Below are 16665 nucleotides of genomic sequence, written 5' to 3' on the forward strand. Positions count from 1 at the left end.
ATGAGTCATTCACGGCGGTACCGGCACCCTCGAAACCCTTGCCCGGGCCGCCCGGTGTCGACGATCAGCGCAGGCCGCGCCGCGATCATCCTGACCGGCACGTAAGTTCTAAACCCGCAAGCCCGCGCCGGGTTCCGGTGTGAGCTCACGCGCTACCGGGCTGGCCCCAGTGCTGCCACAGCCCGCCCCTCCCCCAGAAACTCCCCCACCCTCCCGGGGGGCGTCCCCAGGTCCAGTCTATCGGCCCCCACCGACAACCCACCCCCAACCACCCCAGTTGTCCACAGCTGTGCATACCTGTGGACAACTTCTGTGGACAGCCCTAAGACCGCTCCCCGAACCGAGCCGCCAAGTACCCCTTCACCACGTACTTCGCCTCAGCCACGATCTTCTCGTCCCCGCTCGGCTCCCGCCGGAACGCCAGCTTCATCAGCGCGTCGGCCACCTCGTTCGCGATCGTGATGGCGAACCGCAAGTCCTCCACCGGCCGATCGACCTGCTTGGCCACCAGGTCCGTCAGCGAATCCACGATCACCGCGTTGTTGTCGCGCGTCTCGTCGAGCAGCTGGCGGTCGATGATGTCGCCGAAGTGGACCTTCGAAAATCCCGGGATCGTCCGGTGCATCTCCAGGTAGATGTCGAGGATCGAGTCCACGACGTCCCACCAGTGCTCCGGCCCGAGCTGCTTGAGCCGCTCGTTGACCGCGCCCACGAAACGCTCGAGGTTGCGGGCGGTCAACGCCTGGACCACCGCGCGCTTGTCCGGGAAGAACTGGTACAGCGATCCGACGGCGACCCCCGCGCGTTTGGCGATCAACGTCGTCGTCAGCGCGTCGTAACCGAGTTCGTCGATCAACGCCGCGCTCGCGTCGAGCATCTGCTCGACCCGCTTCGCGCTTCGCTGCTGGACCGGCTGACGGCGTAAGGGGGTGGCTTCTGCCGGCACCTTCGCGGCCTGGATGTCGGACACGGCGCTCCTCCTCGTCTGATCTGGGACTTTATCGTGCCGACGGGCTTCCCCACGGACGAGTGAAGACCTAGTATATGAGAACTTTTCATGTTCACCCGTACGGGTGCCCTGACGAAGGGGTCAGCAGCCGGTGCAGAACCCGAACTTCCCGCCCGACTTCCTCTGGGGTGTTTCGACATCGGCGTTCCAGATCGAAGGTGCCACCAGCGAAGGTGGGCGCGGACCGTCCATCTGGGACACGTTCACCGCGACCGATGGCAAGATCGCCCGCGGTGAACAAGCCAACGTAGCCGCCGACCACTACCACCGCTACCCCGAAGACATCGCGCTGATGTCGGAACTCGGCGTCGGCGCCTACCGGATGTCCATCGCCTGGCCCCGCATCCAGCCCGACGGCAAGGGCGCGCCCAACCCCGAAGGTCTCGGCTTCTACGACAAGCTCATCGACGCCGTCTGCGAAGCCGGCATCGCCCCCGCCGTCACGCTCTACCACTGGGACACCCCCCAAGCCGTCGAAGACGAGGGCGGCTGGCTCTCCCGGGCGACCGCTGAGCGCTTCGCCGAATACGCCCACATCCTCGGAGAGCGCTTCGCCGATCGGGTGAAACTGTGGATTCCGCTCAACGAACCGATGGTCATGTCGATCTTCGGCTACGGCATCGGCGAGTACGCGCCCGGGCAGGTCCTCCTGCTGGACGCCATCCCGACCGCGCACCACCAGCTCCTCGCGCACGGCCTCGCCGTCCAGGCCCTGCGCGCGGCGGGCGCCACCAACGTCGGCACGGCGAACAACCACTCGCCCGTCTGGCCCGTCGACGACGACGCCCAGGACGCGGCGGAGTACCTGGACGCGCTGCTCAACCGGCTCTACGCCGATCCCGTGCTGCTCGGCACCTACCCCGAACAGCTGCACCGCCACCTGCCCGCCGGGTTCGCCGACGACCTGCCCACCATCGCGCAGCCGCTCGACTTCTACGGCATCAACTACTACGAGCCGCAGGGTGTCGCGATGCCCGGTCCGGGCAACCCGCTGCCGTTCGAGCTGCGCGACATCGAGGGCTACCCGATGACGACGAATGACTCGCCGATCGTCCCGCACGCCCTGCGCGAGCTGCTGCTCGACTTCCACCACCGCTACCGCGACAAGCTGCCGCCGATCCAGATCACCGAAAACGGCTGCAGCTTCGCCGACGAAGTCGCCGAGGACTCCCGCGTCCACGATCCCGAACGCATCGACTTCCTGCACGGTCACCTCGTCGCGCTGCGCGAGGCGATGGACGCCGGTGTCGACGTCCGGGGTTACTTCTGCTGGTCCCTGCTGGACAATTTCGAGTGGTCCAAGGGGTACGCGCCGCGCTTCGGCCTGGTGCACGTCGACTACGAGACCCTGCGGCGGACGCCGAAGGACTCGTTCCACTGGTACCGGAAGCTGGTGCGGCATGAGTGAGCTCGCGAACGAATCAGGTCGGCGCATGAGTGAAACGACCCAGGTCGTCCCGGACGCGCTCGCCGAGCCCACCGTGCGGGTGCGGCCCGGCTGGATGAGCCTGCTGTTCTTCGCGAACATCGCGCTCTGGCTCGGCGTCTACGCCCCGATCCAGGTGTTGCTGCCGAAGCAGGCCGAACTGCTCGACAGCGTGAACAAGGAAACCGTGCTCGGGCTGGTGATGGGCTTCGGCGCGGCGGTGGCGCTGGTGGCCAACCCGGCGATCGGGCTGCTGTCCGACCGGACCTGCTCCCGCTTCGGCCGGCGGCACCCGTGGACCGTCGGCGGCGCGCTCGTCGCCGCCGTCGGGCTGGGCGTGCTGGCGTTCGCGCCGACGGTCGCCGTGATGATCGCCGGCTGGTGCCTGGTGCAGGGCGGCCTCAACGGCATGCTCGCCGCGCTCATGGCCGCCCTGCCCGACCGGGTGCCGGTTCAGCAGCTGGCCGTGGTCGGCGGCCTGGTCGGCATCGCGCAGATGCTCGGCACGGTCCTGGGTGCGGTCGTGGTGGTCGTCGTGCTCGGCATCGCCGGGCTGCCGTTGGCCTACTCGGTCTGCGCCGGGATCGTGGTGATCGGTGCCGCGTGCTTCGTCCTCCGGACACCGGACGCGCGGTTGCCTGCCGAGTTCCGCCCGCCGTGGGTGCTGCGCCAGGTGCTCCGCGACTTCTGGGTCTCGCCCCGGAAGCACCCCGACTTCGCATGGGCCTGGAGCTGCCACTTCATGATCAACCTCGGCAACGCGTTCGGGACGCTCTACCTCTTGTTCTTCCTCCAGGACGCGGTGCACTACCCAGACCCCGACAACGGCCTGTTGATCATGATGGGCCTGTACGGCGTCGCGCTCGTCGGCGGCGCGGTGCTCGCGGGGCACTTCTCCGACAAGTCCGGACGGCGTAAGCCGTACGTCCTCGCGGCGTCCGGTGTGATGGCACTTGCCGCTTTGCTGCTCGTCCTCTGGCAGAGCTGGCCGGTGGCGCTCGCCGCGTCGCCGCTGCTCGGCGTCGGTTTCGGTGCGTACATGGCGGTCGCGCTGGCGATGCTGACGCAGGTGCTCCCCGCGGCGCAGAACCGCGCCAAGGACTTCGGGATCATCAACATCGCGAACTCGCTGCCGCAGGTGGTGGCTCCGCTGCTGACGCCGCTGCTGCTGGCCCACGTCGGCGGCTATCCCGGCCTGTTCGCGGCTTCGGCGATCGCGACGCTTTCGGCCGCGGTGCTCGTGCTGCGCGTGAAGGCGGTTCGCTAGACGTGGAACCGCGGGCCGGTGCCGGTCGGGGGAGGGGAGTGCAACGGCACCGGCCCGCGGAATTCGAGGGCCGCTCTGAGGCGGGGTGACAGGAGGATCAGACCCATGATCCAACGCTGGCTTCGATGATCAATCTAGCGGGGGATTACCGCCTGGGCTAGGCCTAACGCGTATTTTTTTCGATTAATCGCGGTGGGGACCGGGTGGTGGCCGAGGACTGGTTCGCGCTGCTCGGGGGTGCGGGCGAAACAGTCCTCGGCCCGGGCGAGTGCAGACGGGGCTCCGATGGGGCGATCGGCCGGCCGCGGCTCGCCTGTCAGGGGGTCAGGCCGTGACCGCTCGGCGCGGGTTCACCAACGCGTGGCGCCCGGTGGTCTCGGCCGCGGTGGGCGGCGCGGGGTGCGACGTGACCGGGCTCTTGCGGCGGCCCTGCAGGCGGCTGTCCGACGAGGACGGCTGCTGCGGGGCGAGGCCGCCTGCCACCAGGTGTTCGTGCGCGACCTGCCAGACCGAGCACGGCGCCTTGCAGCGGTGCCACCGGGTCGAACAGGTCGGGCAGTCGCCGCGCTCGTCGGGCTCGTGCATCTTCAGCATCGCGCGCCACGCCTCGGTCAACCGGGGCAGTTCGGAACGCGCGACCGAGACGAGCGACTGGGCGTCGGCGCGGTTCGCCAGGTCGGTCAGCATGTCGAGGCGCTCCCAGACCGCGTTGCGGAGGACCTGCCCGAGAACCTGATCCATGTCAGCTCACCGTTACCTTTCCGCCATCTTGGCGGCTTCGTTGAGCGCGGCGCGCAGCTGTCCGAGCTGGCCGGACGTCAACCGCGCGGTCTCACCGGGAGGCGAGACCAGTACCACCTGGTTGTCTTCGACGAACACCGTGACCGCCCGCTCGCGACTGATGAGGTCGCCGCACTGCACGCGCCACACGAGCTGACCGCCCTCGTAGTGGCGGACGCTCGCGGTGCGGGGGTCCACCGCGGCGGCCGGGGTGACGGGACGGACAGCGGGGGCGGGAGAGACCATCGCCGGCCGCACGGCGCGGGTGGCCGTGCCGGCATGTCCCCCTGCGAACGAGTCCACGAACTCCACGCCCTTCTCCGCTCTGTCGAAAGTCTCCGAAGATGCCTTCTGCAACATCGCCCTTGGCACGACGCCGGACGACACTGCGGTTTTCGTAGCTCTCCGTGATCGCTACCGGTGTGCGCCCGGTGACGGAGATCTGACAACTACAGTGAGGTGAAACCGAGTGCGATAGAAGGTGGAATCGGCGTCATAGCGGTGACTGGACTCGGTTCCACGATAAGCGGTCAGCGGACTTCGGCCGGACCGATCAGGGCACCAGTTCGGCTGTTCACACGGTTCCCCAGGTTTGCCTACGCTGTTTTACAGACGCCCGACCGGACAGTGGAGGGGGCGCGATGGACGCCAGTAACGGTGGCAGTGCCGAAGCCCGGCAGAGCCACGCAGTTCCCGCTGACGCGTGGGAACAGCCGGAGATGAGATCGGCTCTCGCGTCGCGCGAGATCAGCGCCGTTTACCGGCTCCTGCGCAAGCACGGTGTCTCGCAGCGCCAGATCGCCGCGATGACCGGCCAGTCCCAGTCCGAGGTGTCGGAGATCCTCAAGGGTCGCCAGGTCATGGCCTACGACGTGCTCACGAGGATCGCCGACGGCCTGGGCGTCCCCCGTGGGTACATGGGCCTCGCCTACGACGAGGCCACGGCGATACGGGTCGTCGGCTCCGCCGACGGCCAGCAGGCTGAGGAGGACGAGTCCGTGAAGCGACGGAGGTTCCTCGCGCACGCTGCCCAGGTCACGATGGGCGCGGCGGTGTTCGGTCCGGAATCGGGCACGTGGTCGGCCGGACCGGCCAGGACGCCGGCGCCCGGGCGCATCGGCATGACCGACGTCCGCCAGGTCGAAGCCGCGACGCGGGCGCTCCGGGCGCTCGACTACCAGTACGGCGGCGGGTTCTGCCGCGACGCCGTCGTGGCCCAGCTGTCCTGGGGGCAGCAGATGCTCGAAGCGCACGGCACCGAGCTGGTGAAGAACCGGCTGTACGTGGCGCTCGCCGACCTGCACTCCCTCGCCGGCTGGACCTCCTTCGACACCGGCCTGATGGACTCCGCCCGCGGTCACTTCGCGAACGCGCTGGACCTGGCCAAGCAGGGCGAAAACCACCCGCTGGTGGCCAACGTGCTCTACCGCATGGGCCGCGTCTACCTGCACCAGGACGCCCCGAACGACGCGCTGAAGCTGTTCCAGCTGGGTCAGATCGCCGCCCAGGAAAGCGGTTCCGAGCTGGCCGTCTCCGTGCTGTGCGCGAACGAGGCCTGGGCCTACGCGATGATGGGCAACGAAGAGCAGGCGGTGAAGCTGCTCGGCCGGAGCAAGGACGAGTTCGAGCGCGCCAACCTGGCCGAAGCCGAGTCGTGGGTCAAGTTCTTCACCGAGACCGACGTCTATGCCATGGTCGGCACCGTCCACACGGTGCTCGCGCAGAAGAACGCCGAGCACACCAAGTACGCGATCCCCGCGCTGACCAGGGCCGTCGAGTCCTACGACGACGAAATGGCCCGCTCCAAGACGTTCATGCTGAGCGCGCTCGCCACCAACCACCTGCTCGACGGCGACCTCGACCACGGCGCCAAGGTTGGCGGCAAGGCCATCGACTGCGCCGAGGGCATCAAGTCCGAGCGCGTCAAGGACCGCATGCGGCCCCTGCAGGAAGAGGCCGAGCGCCGCCGCAACAACGCCGACGCCCGTGACCTCGCCGACCGCCTCCACGCTTTCTACGCCGCCTGACCCCGGAAGCGCCGGCTCGGACTTGGACGGCCGGTTCACCGCCGGGAAGCTGCGGGAAGTGCTGGCCGAGACCTGCGCGCTGCTGGGGCTCGATCCGGCGGGCGCGCGGCTGCTGCGGTTCACCAACAACGCGGTGTACGCGCTGGTCACCGCGCCGTTCGTGGTCCGGATCGTCGGGTCGACGCAGCTGCGGCACCGGGTGGGCACGGTCGTGCGCGTGGCCCGGCACTTCGAACGCCACGGTGTCCCCGCGATCCGGCTGCTCGGCGGCGTCGAACAGCCCCTGGAGGTCGGCGGGCACCTGGTGACCGTGTGGCACCAGGTGCCGAGCATCGGCCGGGCCGCGACGTCGGTCGACCTGGCCCGGCTGCTGCGCCTGGTGCACGCCCTACCCCCGCCGCCCGGCCTCGCCGAGTGGGCGCCGTTCGCCGCGGTGCGGGCCCGGGTGTCCGACGCCGAAGAGATCAGCGACGCCGACCGGGAGTTCCTGCTCGACCGCTGCGCCGAGCTCGAAGCCGAGCTGGCCGGGCTGGAGTTTCCGCTGCCCAGAGGTCTGGTCCACGGCGACGCGTACCCCGGCAACGTCATCCCGGGCCCGGACGGCCCGGTGCTCTGCGACTTCGATTCCTCGTGCGTCGGGCCGCCGGAATGGGACCTGACGCCGCTGGCCGTCGGCCGCGAGCGGTTCGGGGACCCGCCGGTGCGCTACCGGACGTTCGCCGCGGAGTACGGCTTCGACGTGACGTCGTGGCCCGGTTTCGCCGTCCTGCGGGGCATCCGGGAGCTGAAGCTGACGACCAGCGTGCTGCCGATCCTGCGCAGCCGGCCGCAGGTCCGGCCCGAGCTCTTCCGCCGGCTGGACGATTTCCGGAACGCGCGGACGGACGCGCGGTGGACGCGTTACCGATGACCGCCATCTGTCACTTGGTGTGATCGAAGCCACAGCCTGCACGTGCATTCGCCGACGGCAAATGACCGTTCGTCGCATCAGAAAGGCGGTCAGCTCTGGGTAGAAAGTTCTGCCCGACCGGTCGCCCCCAATGGATCACCAGTCATCCCAATGCGCAATTTGCAGCTACTCGCGGTGACTTCACACCGCCTCCTACCTGCGGCGACGACGTTCAGGAGGCGACGACCGGCGCCCGCGTCAGCACCACGGCGAAGCCGAACGCCAGGCCCATCACGGTCAGCTCGAGCGTCGCCCACGCGGCGAGCGCCGTCCGGTCGTGCCGGACGATCCGCGGCATCAGGCGCCAGCGGACGTTCGCGCCGAGCAGCGCGATGACACCGGTGCACACGAGCTTCAGGACGAGCAGCTGCCCGTACGGCGTCGTGAAGATCGCCGCCCAGAAGCCGATGGTCGGGTTGAGTGAGATTTCGACGAGGCCGTTGAACAGCCCGGTCGCCGCGGAGAGGACGAGGCAGAGCGTCGCGAGCTTCGAGAACCGGGGCAGCGCGTGCGCCAGCAGCGTCCGGTTCGCCACGAGGAGCACGGCCATCGCGCCGAGGCCGCCGGTCCAGGCGACCGCGCTCATGACGTGCAGCTCCATCGAGATCATCGTGTAGTCGTGATAGTTCCAGTTCGACGCGTGCCCGGTGACCGGCAGCGGCAGCAGCGCGAACAGGCCGAGCCCGACCCGGACCTCGGCGGGCACCTTCTCGCCGAAGCGCAGGGCCAGCGCGCCGATCCCGGCGTGGACCAGCGCGAGCACCGCGACGATGACGAGCGCCTTCCCGGCTCCGACGTCGGCGATGTACCGGCCGATGTCGGACGCCGAGAGCGTCGCCGACCCGGGCTTGTACTCCGCGGTCTGCAGGATCAGCGCGACGACCGCGGCCGTGGCCCAGACCAGCGCGGCCGCGACACCGCCCGGGCGCGCCAGCCGCATGACCGGCTCGGTGAGCTTCGGCCGGTCGTAGCCGACGAGCACGGACAGCAGCGCGAGCCCGATGGTGGTGACCGCGGCGAGGTCGAGCAGGACCCGGACGACCGGGATCCCGGCCGAGACCACCGCGTCGGGCTGCACCACACCGGGGACCGGGGCGGTGGCGGTGAGGGCGACGCCGATGAGGGCGCCCAGCAGGCCCGCCGTCACGACGCAGAACAGCGTCGAGTAGCGGGGTTTCGCGGTGGTCTCGGCCTGGGTCATCTGAACTACTGCTTCTTTTCTGCCGGGTTTTCTTCACTGACCCTGCCGCCCGAGCGCAGGGCCACGGTCAGCCCGATGGCCAGCAGCACGACGGCGCCGGCGATCCAGACCCAGATCGGCACGCCGGTCGACGACGACTGCGGCGCCGCCGACGAGGAGCCGCCCGGCGACCTCGCCGCGTCGACGGTCGCCGGGGTGCCGGTGCCCGCGGCCGTCAGCGTGAAGCTGAACTCACCGGTCACCGGGTGGCCGTCCGCGGACAGCACCCGGTAGCCGACGGTGTACTTCCCGGCCGGCCCAAGTGGCCGCAGGGGCGCGCTGATGACGTTGTTCACCACGCCGATCGGCCCCTCGGCCCACTGGCCGCCACCGGGACCGGTCACCGCGATCTGGTTGACGTCCGCGCCCTGCACGTACTGGTCGAAGGTCAGGCTGATCTTCGCCGGGCCGGCGGCGACGGACGAGCCGTTCGCCGGGTCCGAGGAGATCAGCACGTTGTGCGCCAGCGCGGGGGTGGCCGTGCCGAGCACGGCCACCCCGGTCAACGCCAGCGCGACGAGCACACCGCGCATTTAGCTGTTGCCTCCCGACTTGGCCGTGGCCTTGCGCGCCCGGATGGTCGCGCCGGCCCCGACGCCGAGGCCGATGGCACCGACGAGCAGACCGGCTCCGCCGAGCCAGCGGGCCGTGGTGTCGGACGCCGCCGCGGCTTCAGTGTGCTCCCCGGTGGTGGCCGCCGTGTTCGCGGCCATCCCGTGCGCGTCGCCCTCCGACTTCGCGGCCAGCTTGACGGCCGGCGACGGGTGCTCCGGCTCCTCGCCGTTCGCCGGGGCCGGCTGGTTCCAGTCGACGACCTTGCCGTCGCTGTAGGTCTGGTGGGCCGGGAACTCCACCTGGTCCACGTTGGTCGGCAGCGGGCCGAAGGAGACCGCGAACTCCTGGTAGTCGGTGGCCTTGAGCTCGTTGCCCGGCTGCGCGGTCCAGGTGACCGCGGTGACGGCTTCGGTGATCTGCGTCCCGTTGTCCTTGGTGATCGGGGTGGGCAGCTTCGACTTCGTCACCTCGGCGGTCCAGCCGGGCACCGGCTTGGTCCGCACCGAGCCGATGCCGTAGTCCGCCTTGAAGTCGACGGCGACCTTCGTGGTGGTGATGGGGTCCTTTTCCTCGCTCGGCACGCGGAAGACGATCGCCGCGTAGCCGCCCTTCGTGGGCTGCGGGCCGTAGACGTTGGCCGTCACGTGCGCGGACGCGACGCCGGTGCCGAGGAGACCGGCGACACCGACGGCGGCGACGAGGAAACCGGCGCGCTTGAAGACGTGCTGGGACATGGGTTCACTCCTGATGAACTCAAGAAAAGGGGACGGCTCGGTTCGGGTACCGGCCGTTTTTCGGGGACGAGCTGGGGTTCAGGAGTGCGCGGGCGGGCCGCGCCGCCCGCGGATCCGGCGCAGGTCGACGCCGACGAGGTGGTCCGGGCCGACCGGGCGGGCCGGGACGAGCGCGGGCGCCGCGGACGGCACCGGCAGCGGGGTGAGCAGCCGCGGCAGGATGGCGCGCAGCGCGGCCAGCACCGTGAGGAGCATCGTGTCCGCGCGGGCGAGCAGCAGCGCGGTGAGCACGGTCGCGATCGCGTGCGCGGCGGTCATGCCGAGCCCGCTCGGTCCGGGCGCCGCAGCCATGTCGTGGTGGTCGGCGAGCGTGGTCAGCAGCAGGTGCATCACCAGCTGGGCGGTCCCGAGCAGGGCGATCGTGGCGACCGGTCCGCGCGCCTTGCGGGCGAGCGCGGCCGCGGTCCAGCCGAAGAGGCCGGCGAGCAGCACGGTCATCGCCGGGTCCGGCAGGCCACCGTCGGCGATCCGGTGTGCGGTGACGGAGAGTGCACCGGCGCACGCGGCGAGCAATGCTCCACGGGTAGCTCCGAGCACGGCGGGACGCCGTCTCGGATCGCTCATGAAGAGCAGCCTAAGGGACCTGCTCCGCCGTGAACGTGTGATCCCGTGAACTGAGCACACACCGAGTTCACGGCCCGCGCCACGCGGTGGTTCAGGCGATTTGTTGCCGATCTCCGCCGGCTGGGCCACGGTGGGCCGAAGACGGGGGTTTCGGACGGCAGTGTCGTGGGTACTGAGCCGCTGGTCAGGAACTAGCCCGTTCGGGTGAAGGCCGGTGCGAAGGGCGGGAGAGCGAACACGGATGAACCTCTTCGACTACATCTCCGACCGGGCGAGCAAGCTGTGGCTGGAGGCCTACCTGCACACCAGCATGGTGGTGCAGTGCACGATCATCGCCGCGGTCCTCGGCGTGCTGATCGGGGTCGCGGTGTACCGCAGCCCGATCGGTTCGGCGGTGGCCACGGCGCTGGCGAGCACGATCTTGACGGTCCCGTCGTTCGCCCTCCTGGGCCTGCTGATCCCCATTTCGGGGCTCGGTCCGACGACCGCCGTGATCGCGCTGGTGCTCTACGGCCTGCTGCCGATCGTCCGGAACACCATCGTCGGGCTCGACGGCGTCGACCCGGCGGTCACCGACGCCGCCCGCGGCATCGGGATGAGCCGCTTCGGCGTGCTCACTCGCGTCGAGCTGCGGCTGGCCTGGCCGGCGATCCTCACCGGCATGCGGGTGGCCACGCAGATGCTGATGGGCATCGCGGTGATCGCCGCCTACGCGAAGGGGCCCGGCTTCGGCGCCGAGGTCTTCTCCGGCCTGACGAACGCGGGGAGCACGAACTCCCTCAACCAAGCCGTCACCGGCACGGTCGGGGTGGTCATCCTCGCCCTGCTCCTCGACGGCGTCTACGTCCTGATCAAGCGCTTCACCGTCTCTAGGGGTGTCCGTGGCTGAGAACGAGGAAGTCTCCGGCGTCGAAATCGAGCTGGAGCACGTGACCAAGCGGTACCCCGGCACCCGCGAAGCGGCCGTCAACGACTTCTCGATGGTCGTGCCCGCGGGCAAGATCGTCGTCTTCGTCGGCCCGTCCGGCTGCGGCAAGACCACGACCATGCGGATGATCAACCGCCTGGTCCAGCCAACGTCCGGCAAGATCACCATCGGCGGCGAGGACGCGCTCAAGCTCGACGTCGACACGCTGCGCCGTCGCATCGGCTACGCCATCCAGCAGGCCGGGCTGTTCCCGCACTTCACCGTCGCGCAGAACATCGCGGTGGTGCCGGGGCTGCTCGGCTGGGACAAGAAGAAGGTCAACGACCGGGTCGAGGAGATGATGGACCTGGTCGGGCTCGACCCGGCCGACTTCCGCGACCGCTTCCCGCGCCAGCTGTCGGGCGGCCAGCAGCAGCGCGTCGGCGTCGCGCGGGCGCTGGCCGCGGACCCGCCGGTGCTGCTGATGGACGAGCCGTTCGGCGCGGTCGACCCGATCACCCGCGGCAACCTGCAGGACGAGCTGCTGCGCCTGCAGAGCGAGCTGAAGAAGACGATCGTCTTCGTGACGCACGACTTCGACGAGGCCGTGAAGCTGGGCGACAAGATCGCGGTGCTCGGCAACCAGTCGACGATCCTGCAGTACGACACCCCGGAAGCGATCCTGGCGAACCCGGCGGACGACACGGTCGCGGGCTTCGTGGGCGCGGGCGCGTCGCTGAAGCAGCTGACCCTGCTGCGCGTCCGGGACGTCGAACTGCAGCAGGACGCGCTCACCGTGACCGCCGACGAGTCGCCCGCTTCGGTGCGCGAGAAGCTCCAGTCCTCGCGCAAGCACTTCGCGCTGGTGCTGGACGCGCGGCGCCGTCCGACGCGCTGGGTGCACGTCCGCGAGCTGACGTCGGCGACGTCGCTGGCCAACCTCGGCAAGCCGCTGCGCGACGTCGTCAGCCTGCAGTCGACGCTGCAGGACGCGCTCGAGGCGATGCTCGCCGAGGGCGGGTCGGTGCCGGTCACCGGCGCGCGCGGGGAGTACGCGGGCACCATCCAGCTGGACACGGTGATCGCGACCATCCAGCAGCTGCGCGAGGAGCACACGAACGACGAAGAGGTGCCGGCATGACAGCAGCCGTCGACACCGGCTTCAGCACTGAATCGGGCTCGAAACGCGCCGAGCGCGTCCGGCTGTTCGCCCAGCCGATCGCGGTGCTGGTGATCGTCGCGGTGACGCTGGTCGCCGTGTTCTCCAGCGGGCTGAACGCGACGGAGAAGCAGACGCTCAACGCGTCGACCCTGCTCACGGCGCTGGGGGACCACGTGCTGATGACGCTTGTGGTGACCGCGATCGTCGTGCTGGTCGCGGTGCCGCTCGGGGTGATCGTCACGCGGCCGTGGGCGCGCTTCCTGGCGCCGGTCTTCCTGGCCATCGCGAACATCGGCCAGGCCGCGCCCGCGCTCGGCGTGCTGGTGCTGTGGTTCATCGTCACCGGCGCGACCGGCGGGATCTGGGTGGCCGCGCTGCCGCTGGCGTTCTACTCGCTGCTGCCGGTGCTGCGGAACACGATGGTCGGCATCCAGCAGGTCGACCCGGCCCTGATCGACGCGGGCCGCGGCATCGGGATGTCGGCGGGCGCGGTGCTCTGGCGCGTCGAGCTGCCGCTGGCCGTCCCGCTGATCCTGGCCGGCCTGCGCACGTCGCTGGTACTGGCGGTCGGCACGGCGACGTTCGGCATGTTCGTCAACGCCGGCGGGTTCGGGCTCCTGATCGACACCGGCTACAAGCTGAACCTGACCTCGGTGCTGGTGACCGGCTCGGTGCTGGCCGTCGCGCTGGCCCTGCTGGTCGACTGGCTGGGCGCGGTCGCCGAACAGTACTTCGGACCGAAGGGGCTGCGATGAAACTCCGGCGACTGGCGGCCGTGGCGCTGCTCGGCGTCACGCTGTCGTCCTGCGGCCTGACGGTCAACCAGGCGGTGCCGTACGACATCAAGCCCGGCTCGATCCAGCCGATCCCGGCCCTGCAGGGGGTGAAGGTGACGGTGGGGTCGAAGGACTTCACCGAGAACATCATCCTGGCGTACATGGCCGAGATGGCGCTGTCAGCCGCGGGCGCGGACGTCGTGGATCTCTCGGACATCAAGGGGTCGAACTCGTCACGCCAGGCGCTGCTGTCCGGGCAGACCGACGTCACGTGGGAGTACACGGGCACGGGCTGGATCAACTACCAGGGCAACGAGCTCCCGGTCCCGGGCGGCGAGCAAGCCCAGTACGAGGCGACGGCCAAGGCGGACAAGGAGAAGTTCGGCGTCACGTGGCTGAACTATTCGCCGCTGAACGACCAGTACGCGTTCGCGGTGACGGAGAAGTACGGCGCGGCCAACAACCTGAAGACGACGTCCGATTTGGCGGCGTTCATCAAGCAGAAGCCGGACCAGGCAGTGTTCTGCCTGGAGACGGAATTCACCAGTCGCCAGGACGGCTTCCCGGCCGCGGTGAAGGCGTACGGCTTCCAGAACCCGACGGTGAAGAACTTCGGCATCGGCACGATCTATTCGGCGGTGGCGAGCGGAACCTGCCCGGTGGGCGAGGTGTTCACGACGGACGGCCGGATCTCGGGCTTGAACCTGCGGGTCCTGGAGGACGACAAGAAGGCGTTTCCCCAGTACAACGCGGTGGCCACGCTGCGCACGGAGTGGCTCGACCAGCACCCCGAGGTCCGCGGCCCCCTGGAAAAGGTGAGCGCGGCGATCGACAACGAGCAGATGGTCGAGCTGTGCAAGCAGGTGGATGTCGACGGCCAGGACGCGGGCAAGGTCGCCCACGACTGGATGGTCAAGAAGGGCTTCATCCAGTAACCGCTCGTGAGTGGTAAGGCGGGTTAGAACCCTCCTTACCACTCACGAGCGGGCTGGGGTCAGAGGCCGAGGCGGTTCAGCAGCTGGCCCTCGAGGCGCTCCAGCTCGCCGGCCACCGCCCGGTGCACCGACTTCCGCCGCGCCGACGGCATCCGCTCCGCCGCCCGTACCGAAGCCGACAGCTGCTCCAGCGTTCCCAGCGCGCCGCGCGCGAACTCCCGGTCCGCGTCCGAAGCCTTCTCCGACTTCTGCAGGTCCTGGCAGCCCTCGGCCACCCCCGCGATCCGGGCGTGCAGCGCCGCGCCGCGGCCGGTGTACAAGCCTAGCTTGTCGACCGAGACCCCCAGCTTGCGCGCCTGGTAGCGGTCGTACGCCTCGCGGGCCGCGCCCGCCGCGCGGACCGCCAGCGGGGCCACCACCGGGATCACCGCCGGGCCGAGCACCTTCGCCACCGCGACCGCGTTCTTCGCCCTTTTTGGGGTGAACCTGGCTTCACCCTCGACCTTGGCCTTGCGCGCCATGGCACCTCCTGCGACGTGTCGAGGTCGAACTTACTGGTCGCCTGGGTGGCGGGCATGTCGGCTCGGCGGTGGGAATCTAGAGTGATCTCCATGAACACCGAGGTGGTACTCGACGCGGGCGCGGTCAGCCGCTGCCGTCGCCGCGTGCACCTCGAGCACGATCCCGCCATGCGCGAGGTCCCGCTTTCCCCGCCCGACCCCACCGCGCAGCAGCGGATCGACGACGCCACCGCCCACCGCGAGGACATCGTCACCCGGCTGATGGCCGCGAACGACGACCACTGGGTGAAGATCGGCCGCGACCTCCCCGCCCACGAGCGCGTCGAGCAGACGCTGCAGGCCTTCGCCGACGGGGCGCGCTACATCTGGGGTGCGCTGCTGCCGGTCGACACGGCCGGGCACCGGCGCGGCGGGATCGACCTGCTGGTGCGCACCGGCCGCGGCTACGTCCCGGTGCTCGTCGTGCGCCACCGCATCACCGACCGCGGCACCGGCGCGATCGTCACCGAAATGACCGACCTCGACCCGGCGCACCGGAAGGCCGACGAGGGCCGCAAGGTCCGCTCGCAGCCGCGGGACCAGCTCAAGCTCGTGCACATCCGTCGCATGCTGCAGACGCTCGGGCACGCCGACGAGAGCCTCACCCTCGGCGGTGTCATCGGGCTCGACGCCGACGTCGTCGTCTGGCACGACCTCACCGCGGGCACCTGGCCCGGCGGCCGCACCGCGCTCACCGAGTACCAGGCCCGGTTCGCCGACCGGCTGGCCATCGCCACCGCGGCCGCGAACGGCGAGGAACCGCTTGCCGAGCCGTCGCGCGTGCTGGAGTGCAAGCGCTGCCCGTGGTGGCCGACGTGCGAGGTGGTGCTCACCGAGACCCGGGACGTCAGCCTGGTCGTGCGCGGCGAGGACGCCGTCGAGCTGCGCCGCGCCGGCGTGTCCACTGTGGACAAGCTGGCCGCGCTCGACCCGGCGGGCGAGCCGCCGGCGGTGAACTGGACGGGCGTCACCTTTCCGGACGCCGTCGTGCTCGCCCGCGCCTGGCTGGCCGACCTGACGCTGGTGCGCCGGGTCGACCGGGTCAAGGTGCCGCGCGCAGACGTCGAGGTCGACGTCGACATGGAGAGCTTCGGCGACGCCGGCGCGTACCTCTGGGGCTGTCTGCTGACCGGCGCCGACGTCGGCGTCCCGCAGGGCTACCGCGCCTTCGCGACCTGGGACCCGCTGCCCACCGACGACGAGGCCCGCTCCTTCGCCGAGTTCTGGGCCTGGCTCACCGACGTCCGCGAGCGCACCGAAGCGGCCGGACTGACCTTCCGCGCCTACTGCTACAACGCGCTCGCCGAGAACCGCTGGCTCTTCGGCTCGGTCGAGCGCTTCGGCGACCACCCCGGCGTGCCCACGAAGAAGGACATTCAGTCCTTTGTGGATTCCGAGCAGTGGGTGGACCTCTTCCGCAGCGTCACCGACCAGTTCCTGTGCTCCCACGGCAAGGGCCTGAAGGTGATCGCGCCGGTGGCCGGCTTCTCCTGGCGCGACGCGGAGGCGGGCGGTGAGGCGTCGATGCGCTGGTACCGCGACGCCGTGGGCATGGACGGCGAGAAGCCGGACGACGACCAGCGCGAGCGGCTCCTGCGCTACAACGAGGACGACGTCCTCGCGACCCGGGCGCTGCGTGAGTGGATCGACGCGCGGGCCCAGGCCGAAGTGCCGTACATGTTCGACCTTTGAGGTGCTTTGTCGACTAAGACAC

Annotated in this window: 17 protein-coding genes; 9 read left to right on the forward strand and 8 right to left on the reverse strand. The window is 70.0% G+C overall.

Going from position 1 to position 16665, the window contains the following annotated elements; genetic code table 11:
- Nucleotides 1-322: 322 nt before the first annotated feature.
- The gene (locus ACFPLC_RS14715) at nt 323-970 is read right to left on the reverse strand and encodes a TetR/AcrR family transcriptional regulator (RefSeq protein ID WP_378205079.1); all 648 of its coding nucleotides are present in this window, start codon (nt 968-970) and stop codon (nt 323-325) included.
- 130 nt (nt 971-1100) lie between these two features.
- Here ACFPLC_RS14715 and ACFPLC_RS14720 point away from each other — a divergent pair, with 130 nt between their 5' ends.
- Both ACFPLC_RS14720 and ACFPLC_RS14725 read left to right on the forward strand, forming a co-directional pair.
- The gene (locus ACFPLC_RS14720; RefSeq protein WP_378205082.1) at nt 1101-2417 is read left to right on the forward strand and encodes a GH1 family beta-glucosidase; all 1317 of its coding nucleotides are present in this window, start codon (nt 1101-1103) and stop codon (nt 2415-2417) included.
- A 25-nt stretch (nt 2418-2442) separates the two neighbouring features.
- Nucleotides 2443-3702 (forward strand): MFS transporter, encoded by a 1260-nt coding sequence (locus ACFPLC_RS14725; RefSeq protein WP_378205085.1) that lies wholly within the window; start codon nt 2443-2445, stop codon nt 3700-3702.
- A gap of 324 nt (nt 3703-4026) precedes the next feature.
- Here ACFPLC_RS14725 and ACFPLC_RS14730 read toward each other — a convergent pair whose 3' ends face one another.
- Together ACFPLC_RS14730 and ACFPLC_RS14735 are read right to left on the reverse strand one after the other, a co-directional pair.
- Entirely contained in the window at nt 4027-4443 is a 417-nt protein-coding gene (locus ACFPLC_RS14730) for a hypothetical protein (RefSeq protein ID WP_378205088.1), read from the reverse strand.
- Between the two features lie 12 nt (nt 4444-4455).
- Nucleotides 4456-4794, reverse strand: a complete 339-nt coding sequence (locus ACFPLC_RS14735) for a hypothetical protein (protein ID WP_091305133.1) — start codon at nt 4792-4794, stop codon at nt 4456-4458.
- A 329-nt stretch (nt 4795-5123) separates the two neighbouring features.
- Between ACFPLC_RS14735 and ACFPLC_RS14740 the strand changes: the two genes are divergently transcribed.
- Together ACFPLC_RS14740 and ACFPLC_RS14745 are read left to right on the forward strand one after the other, a co-directional pair.
- Complete coding sequence (locus ACFPLC_RS14740; RefSeq protein WP_191308725.1) at nt 5124-6509, forward strand: helix-turn-helix transcriptional regulator; 1386 nt, start codon at nt 5124-5126, stop codon at nt 6507-6509.
- A gap of 22 nt (nt 6510-6531) precedes the next feature.
- Complete coding sequence (locus ACFPLC_RS14745; protein WP_378205092.1) at nt 6532-7419, forward strand: phosphotransferase family protein; 888 nt, start codon at nt 6532-6534, stop codon at nt 7417-7419.
- A 211-nt stretch (nt 7420-7630) separates the two neighbouring features.
- Here the strand turns inward: ACFPLC_RS14745 and ACFPLC_RS14750 are convergent, their stop codons facing one another.
- The 4 genes from ACFPLC_RS14750 to ACFPLC_RS14765 all read right to left on the reverse strand — a co-directional run bounded on the left by ACFPLC_RS14750 (nt 7631) and on the right by ACFPLC_RS14765 (nt 10560).
- Complete coding sequence (locus tag ACFPLC_RS14750) at nt 7631-8659, reverse strand: copper resistance D family protein (RefSeq protein ID WP_378205095.1); 1029 nt, start codon at nt 8657-8659, stop codon at nt 7631-7633.
- Between the two features lie 5 nt (nt 8660-8664).
- Nucleotides 8665-9231, reverse strand: coding sequence for a copper resistance CopC family protein (locus ACFPLC_RS14755; RefSeq protein ID WP_378205098.1), 567 nt, complete (start codon nt 9229-9231; stop codon nt 8665-8667).
- On the reverse strand, nt 9232-9987 hold the full coding sequence (locus ACFPLC_RS14760) for a YcnI family copper-binding membrane protein (RefSeq protein ID WP_378205101.1): 756 nt from the start codon (nt 9985-9987) through the stop codon (nt 9232-9234).
- 78 nt (nt 9988-10065) lie between these two features.
- Nucleotides 10066-10560 (reverse strand): hypothetical protein, encoded by a 495-nt coding sequence (locus tag ACFPLC_RS14765; protein WP_378205142.1) that lies wholly within the window; start codon nt 10558-10560, stop codon nt 10066-10068.
- A 292-nt stretch (nt 10561-10852) separates the two neighbouring features.
- On the opposite strand from ACFPLC_RS14765, the gene ACFPLC_RS14770 reads away from it, so the two are divergent.
- The 4 genes from ACFPLC_RS14770 to ACFPLC_RS14785 are packed head-to-tail and all read left to right on the forward strand — an operon-like array spanning nt 10853 to nt 14391.
- Complete coding sequence (locus ACFPLC_RS14770; protein ID WP_206784142.1) at nt 10853-11500, forward strand: ABC transporter permease; 648 nt, start codon at nt 10853-10855, stop codon at nt 11498-11500.
- Nucleotides 11493-12659, forward strand: a complete 1167-nt coding sequence (locus tag ACFPLC_RS14775; protein WP_378205104.1) for an ATP-binding cassette domain-containing protein — start codon at nt 11493-11495, stop codon at nt 12657-12659. Before ACFPLC_RS14770 ends, ACFPLC_RS14775 begins: the two co-directional genes overlap by 8 nt.
- Complete coding sequence (locus ACFPLC_RS14780; protein WP_378205107.1) at nt 12656-13435, forward strand: ABC transporter permease; 780 nt, start codon at nt 12656-12658, stop codon at nt 13433-13435. Before ACFPLC_RS14775 ends, ACFPLC_RS14780 begins: the two co-directional genes overlap by 4 nt.
- On the forward strand, nt 13432-14391 hold the full coding sequence (locus ACFPLC_RS14785; protein ID WP_378205110.1) for a glycine betaine ABC transporter substrate-binding protein: 960 nt from the start codon (nt 13432-13434) through the stop codon (nt 14389-14391). Before ACFPLC_RS14780 ends, ACFPLC_RS14785 begins: the two co-directional genes overlap by 4 nt.
- A gap of 59 nt (nt 14392-14450) precedes the next feature.
- Here the strand turns inward: ACFPLC_RS14785 and ACFPLC_RS14790 are convergent, their stop codons facing one another.
- The gene (locus ACFPLC_RS14790) at nt 14451-14912 is read right to left on the reverse strand and encodes a DUF6474 family protein (RefSeq protein WP_378205113.1); all 462 of its coding nucleotides are present in this window, start codon (nt 14910-14912) and stop codon (nt 14451-14453) included.
- Between the two features lie 90 nt (nt 14913-15002).
- Between ACFPLC_RS14790 and ACFPLC_RS14795 the strand changes: the two genes are divergently transcribed.
- Nucleotides 15003-16643 (forward strand): TM0106 family RecB-like putative nuclease, encoded by a 1641-nt coding sequence (locus ACFPLC_RS14795; RefSeq protein WP_378205116.1) that lies wholly within the window; start codon nt 15003-15005, stop codon nt 16641-16643.
- The last annotated feature ends 22 nt before the right edge of the window (nt 16644-16665 follow it).

The sequence above is a fragment of the Amycolatopsis plumensis genome (genome assembly GCF_042652605.1).
GTDB lineage: Bacteria > Actinomycetota > Actinomycetes > Mycobacteriales > Pseudonocardiaceae > Amycolatopsis > Amycolatopsis plumensis.

Bases quoted from the DNA above. Each gene is read 5' to 3' on its own strand.
- ACFPLC_RS14740 (WP_191308725.1), top strand. From the start codon at position 5,124: ATGGACGCCAGTAACGGTGGCAGTGCCGAAGCCCGGCAGAGCCACGCA.
- ACFPLC_RS14770 (WP_206784142.1), top strand. From the start codon at position 10,853: ATGAACCTCTTCGACTACATCTCCGACCGGGCGAGCAAGCTGTGGCTG.
- ACFPLC_RS14785 (WP_378205110.1), top strand. From the start codon at position 13,432: ATGAAACTCCGGCGACTGGCGGCCGTGGCGCTGCTCGGCGTCACGCTG.
- ACFPLC_RS14750 (WP_378205095.1), bottom strand. From the start codon at position 8,659: ATGACCCAGGCCGAGACCACCGCGAAACCCCGCTACTCGACGCTGTTC.
- ACFPLC_RS14755 (WP_378205098.1), bottom strand. From the start codon at position 9,231: ATGCGCGGTGTGCTCGTCGCGCTGGCGTTGACCGGGGTGGCCGTGCTC.
- ACFPLC_RS14730 (WP_378205088.1), bottom strand. From the start codon at position 4,443: ATGGATCAGGTTCTCGGGCAGGTCCTCCGCAACGCGGTCTGGGAGCGC.
- ACFPLC_RS14725 (WP_378205085.1), top strand. From the start codon at position 2,443: ATGAGTGAAACGACCCAGGTCGTCCCGGACGCGCTCGCCGAGCCCACC.
- ACFPLC_RS14795 (WP_378205116.1), top strand. From the start codon at position 15,003: ATGAACACCGAGGTGGTACTCGACGCGGGCGCGGTCAGCCGCTGCCGT.
- ACFPLC_RS14760 (WP_378205101.1), bottom strand. From the start codon at position 9,987: ATGTCCCAGCACGTCTTCAAGCGCGCCGGTTTCCTCGTCGCCGCCGTC.
- ACFPLC_RS14780 (WP_378205107.1), top strand. From the start codon at position 12,656: ATGACAGCAGCCGTCGACACCGGCTTCAGCACTGAATCGGGCTCGAAA.
- ACFPLC_RS14790 (WP_378205113.1), bottom strand. From the start codon at position 14,912: ATGGCGCGCAAGGCCAAGGTCGAGGGTGAAGCCAGGTTCACCCCAAAA.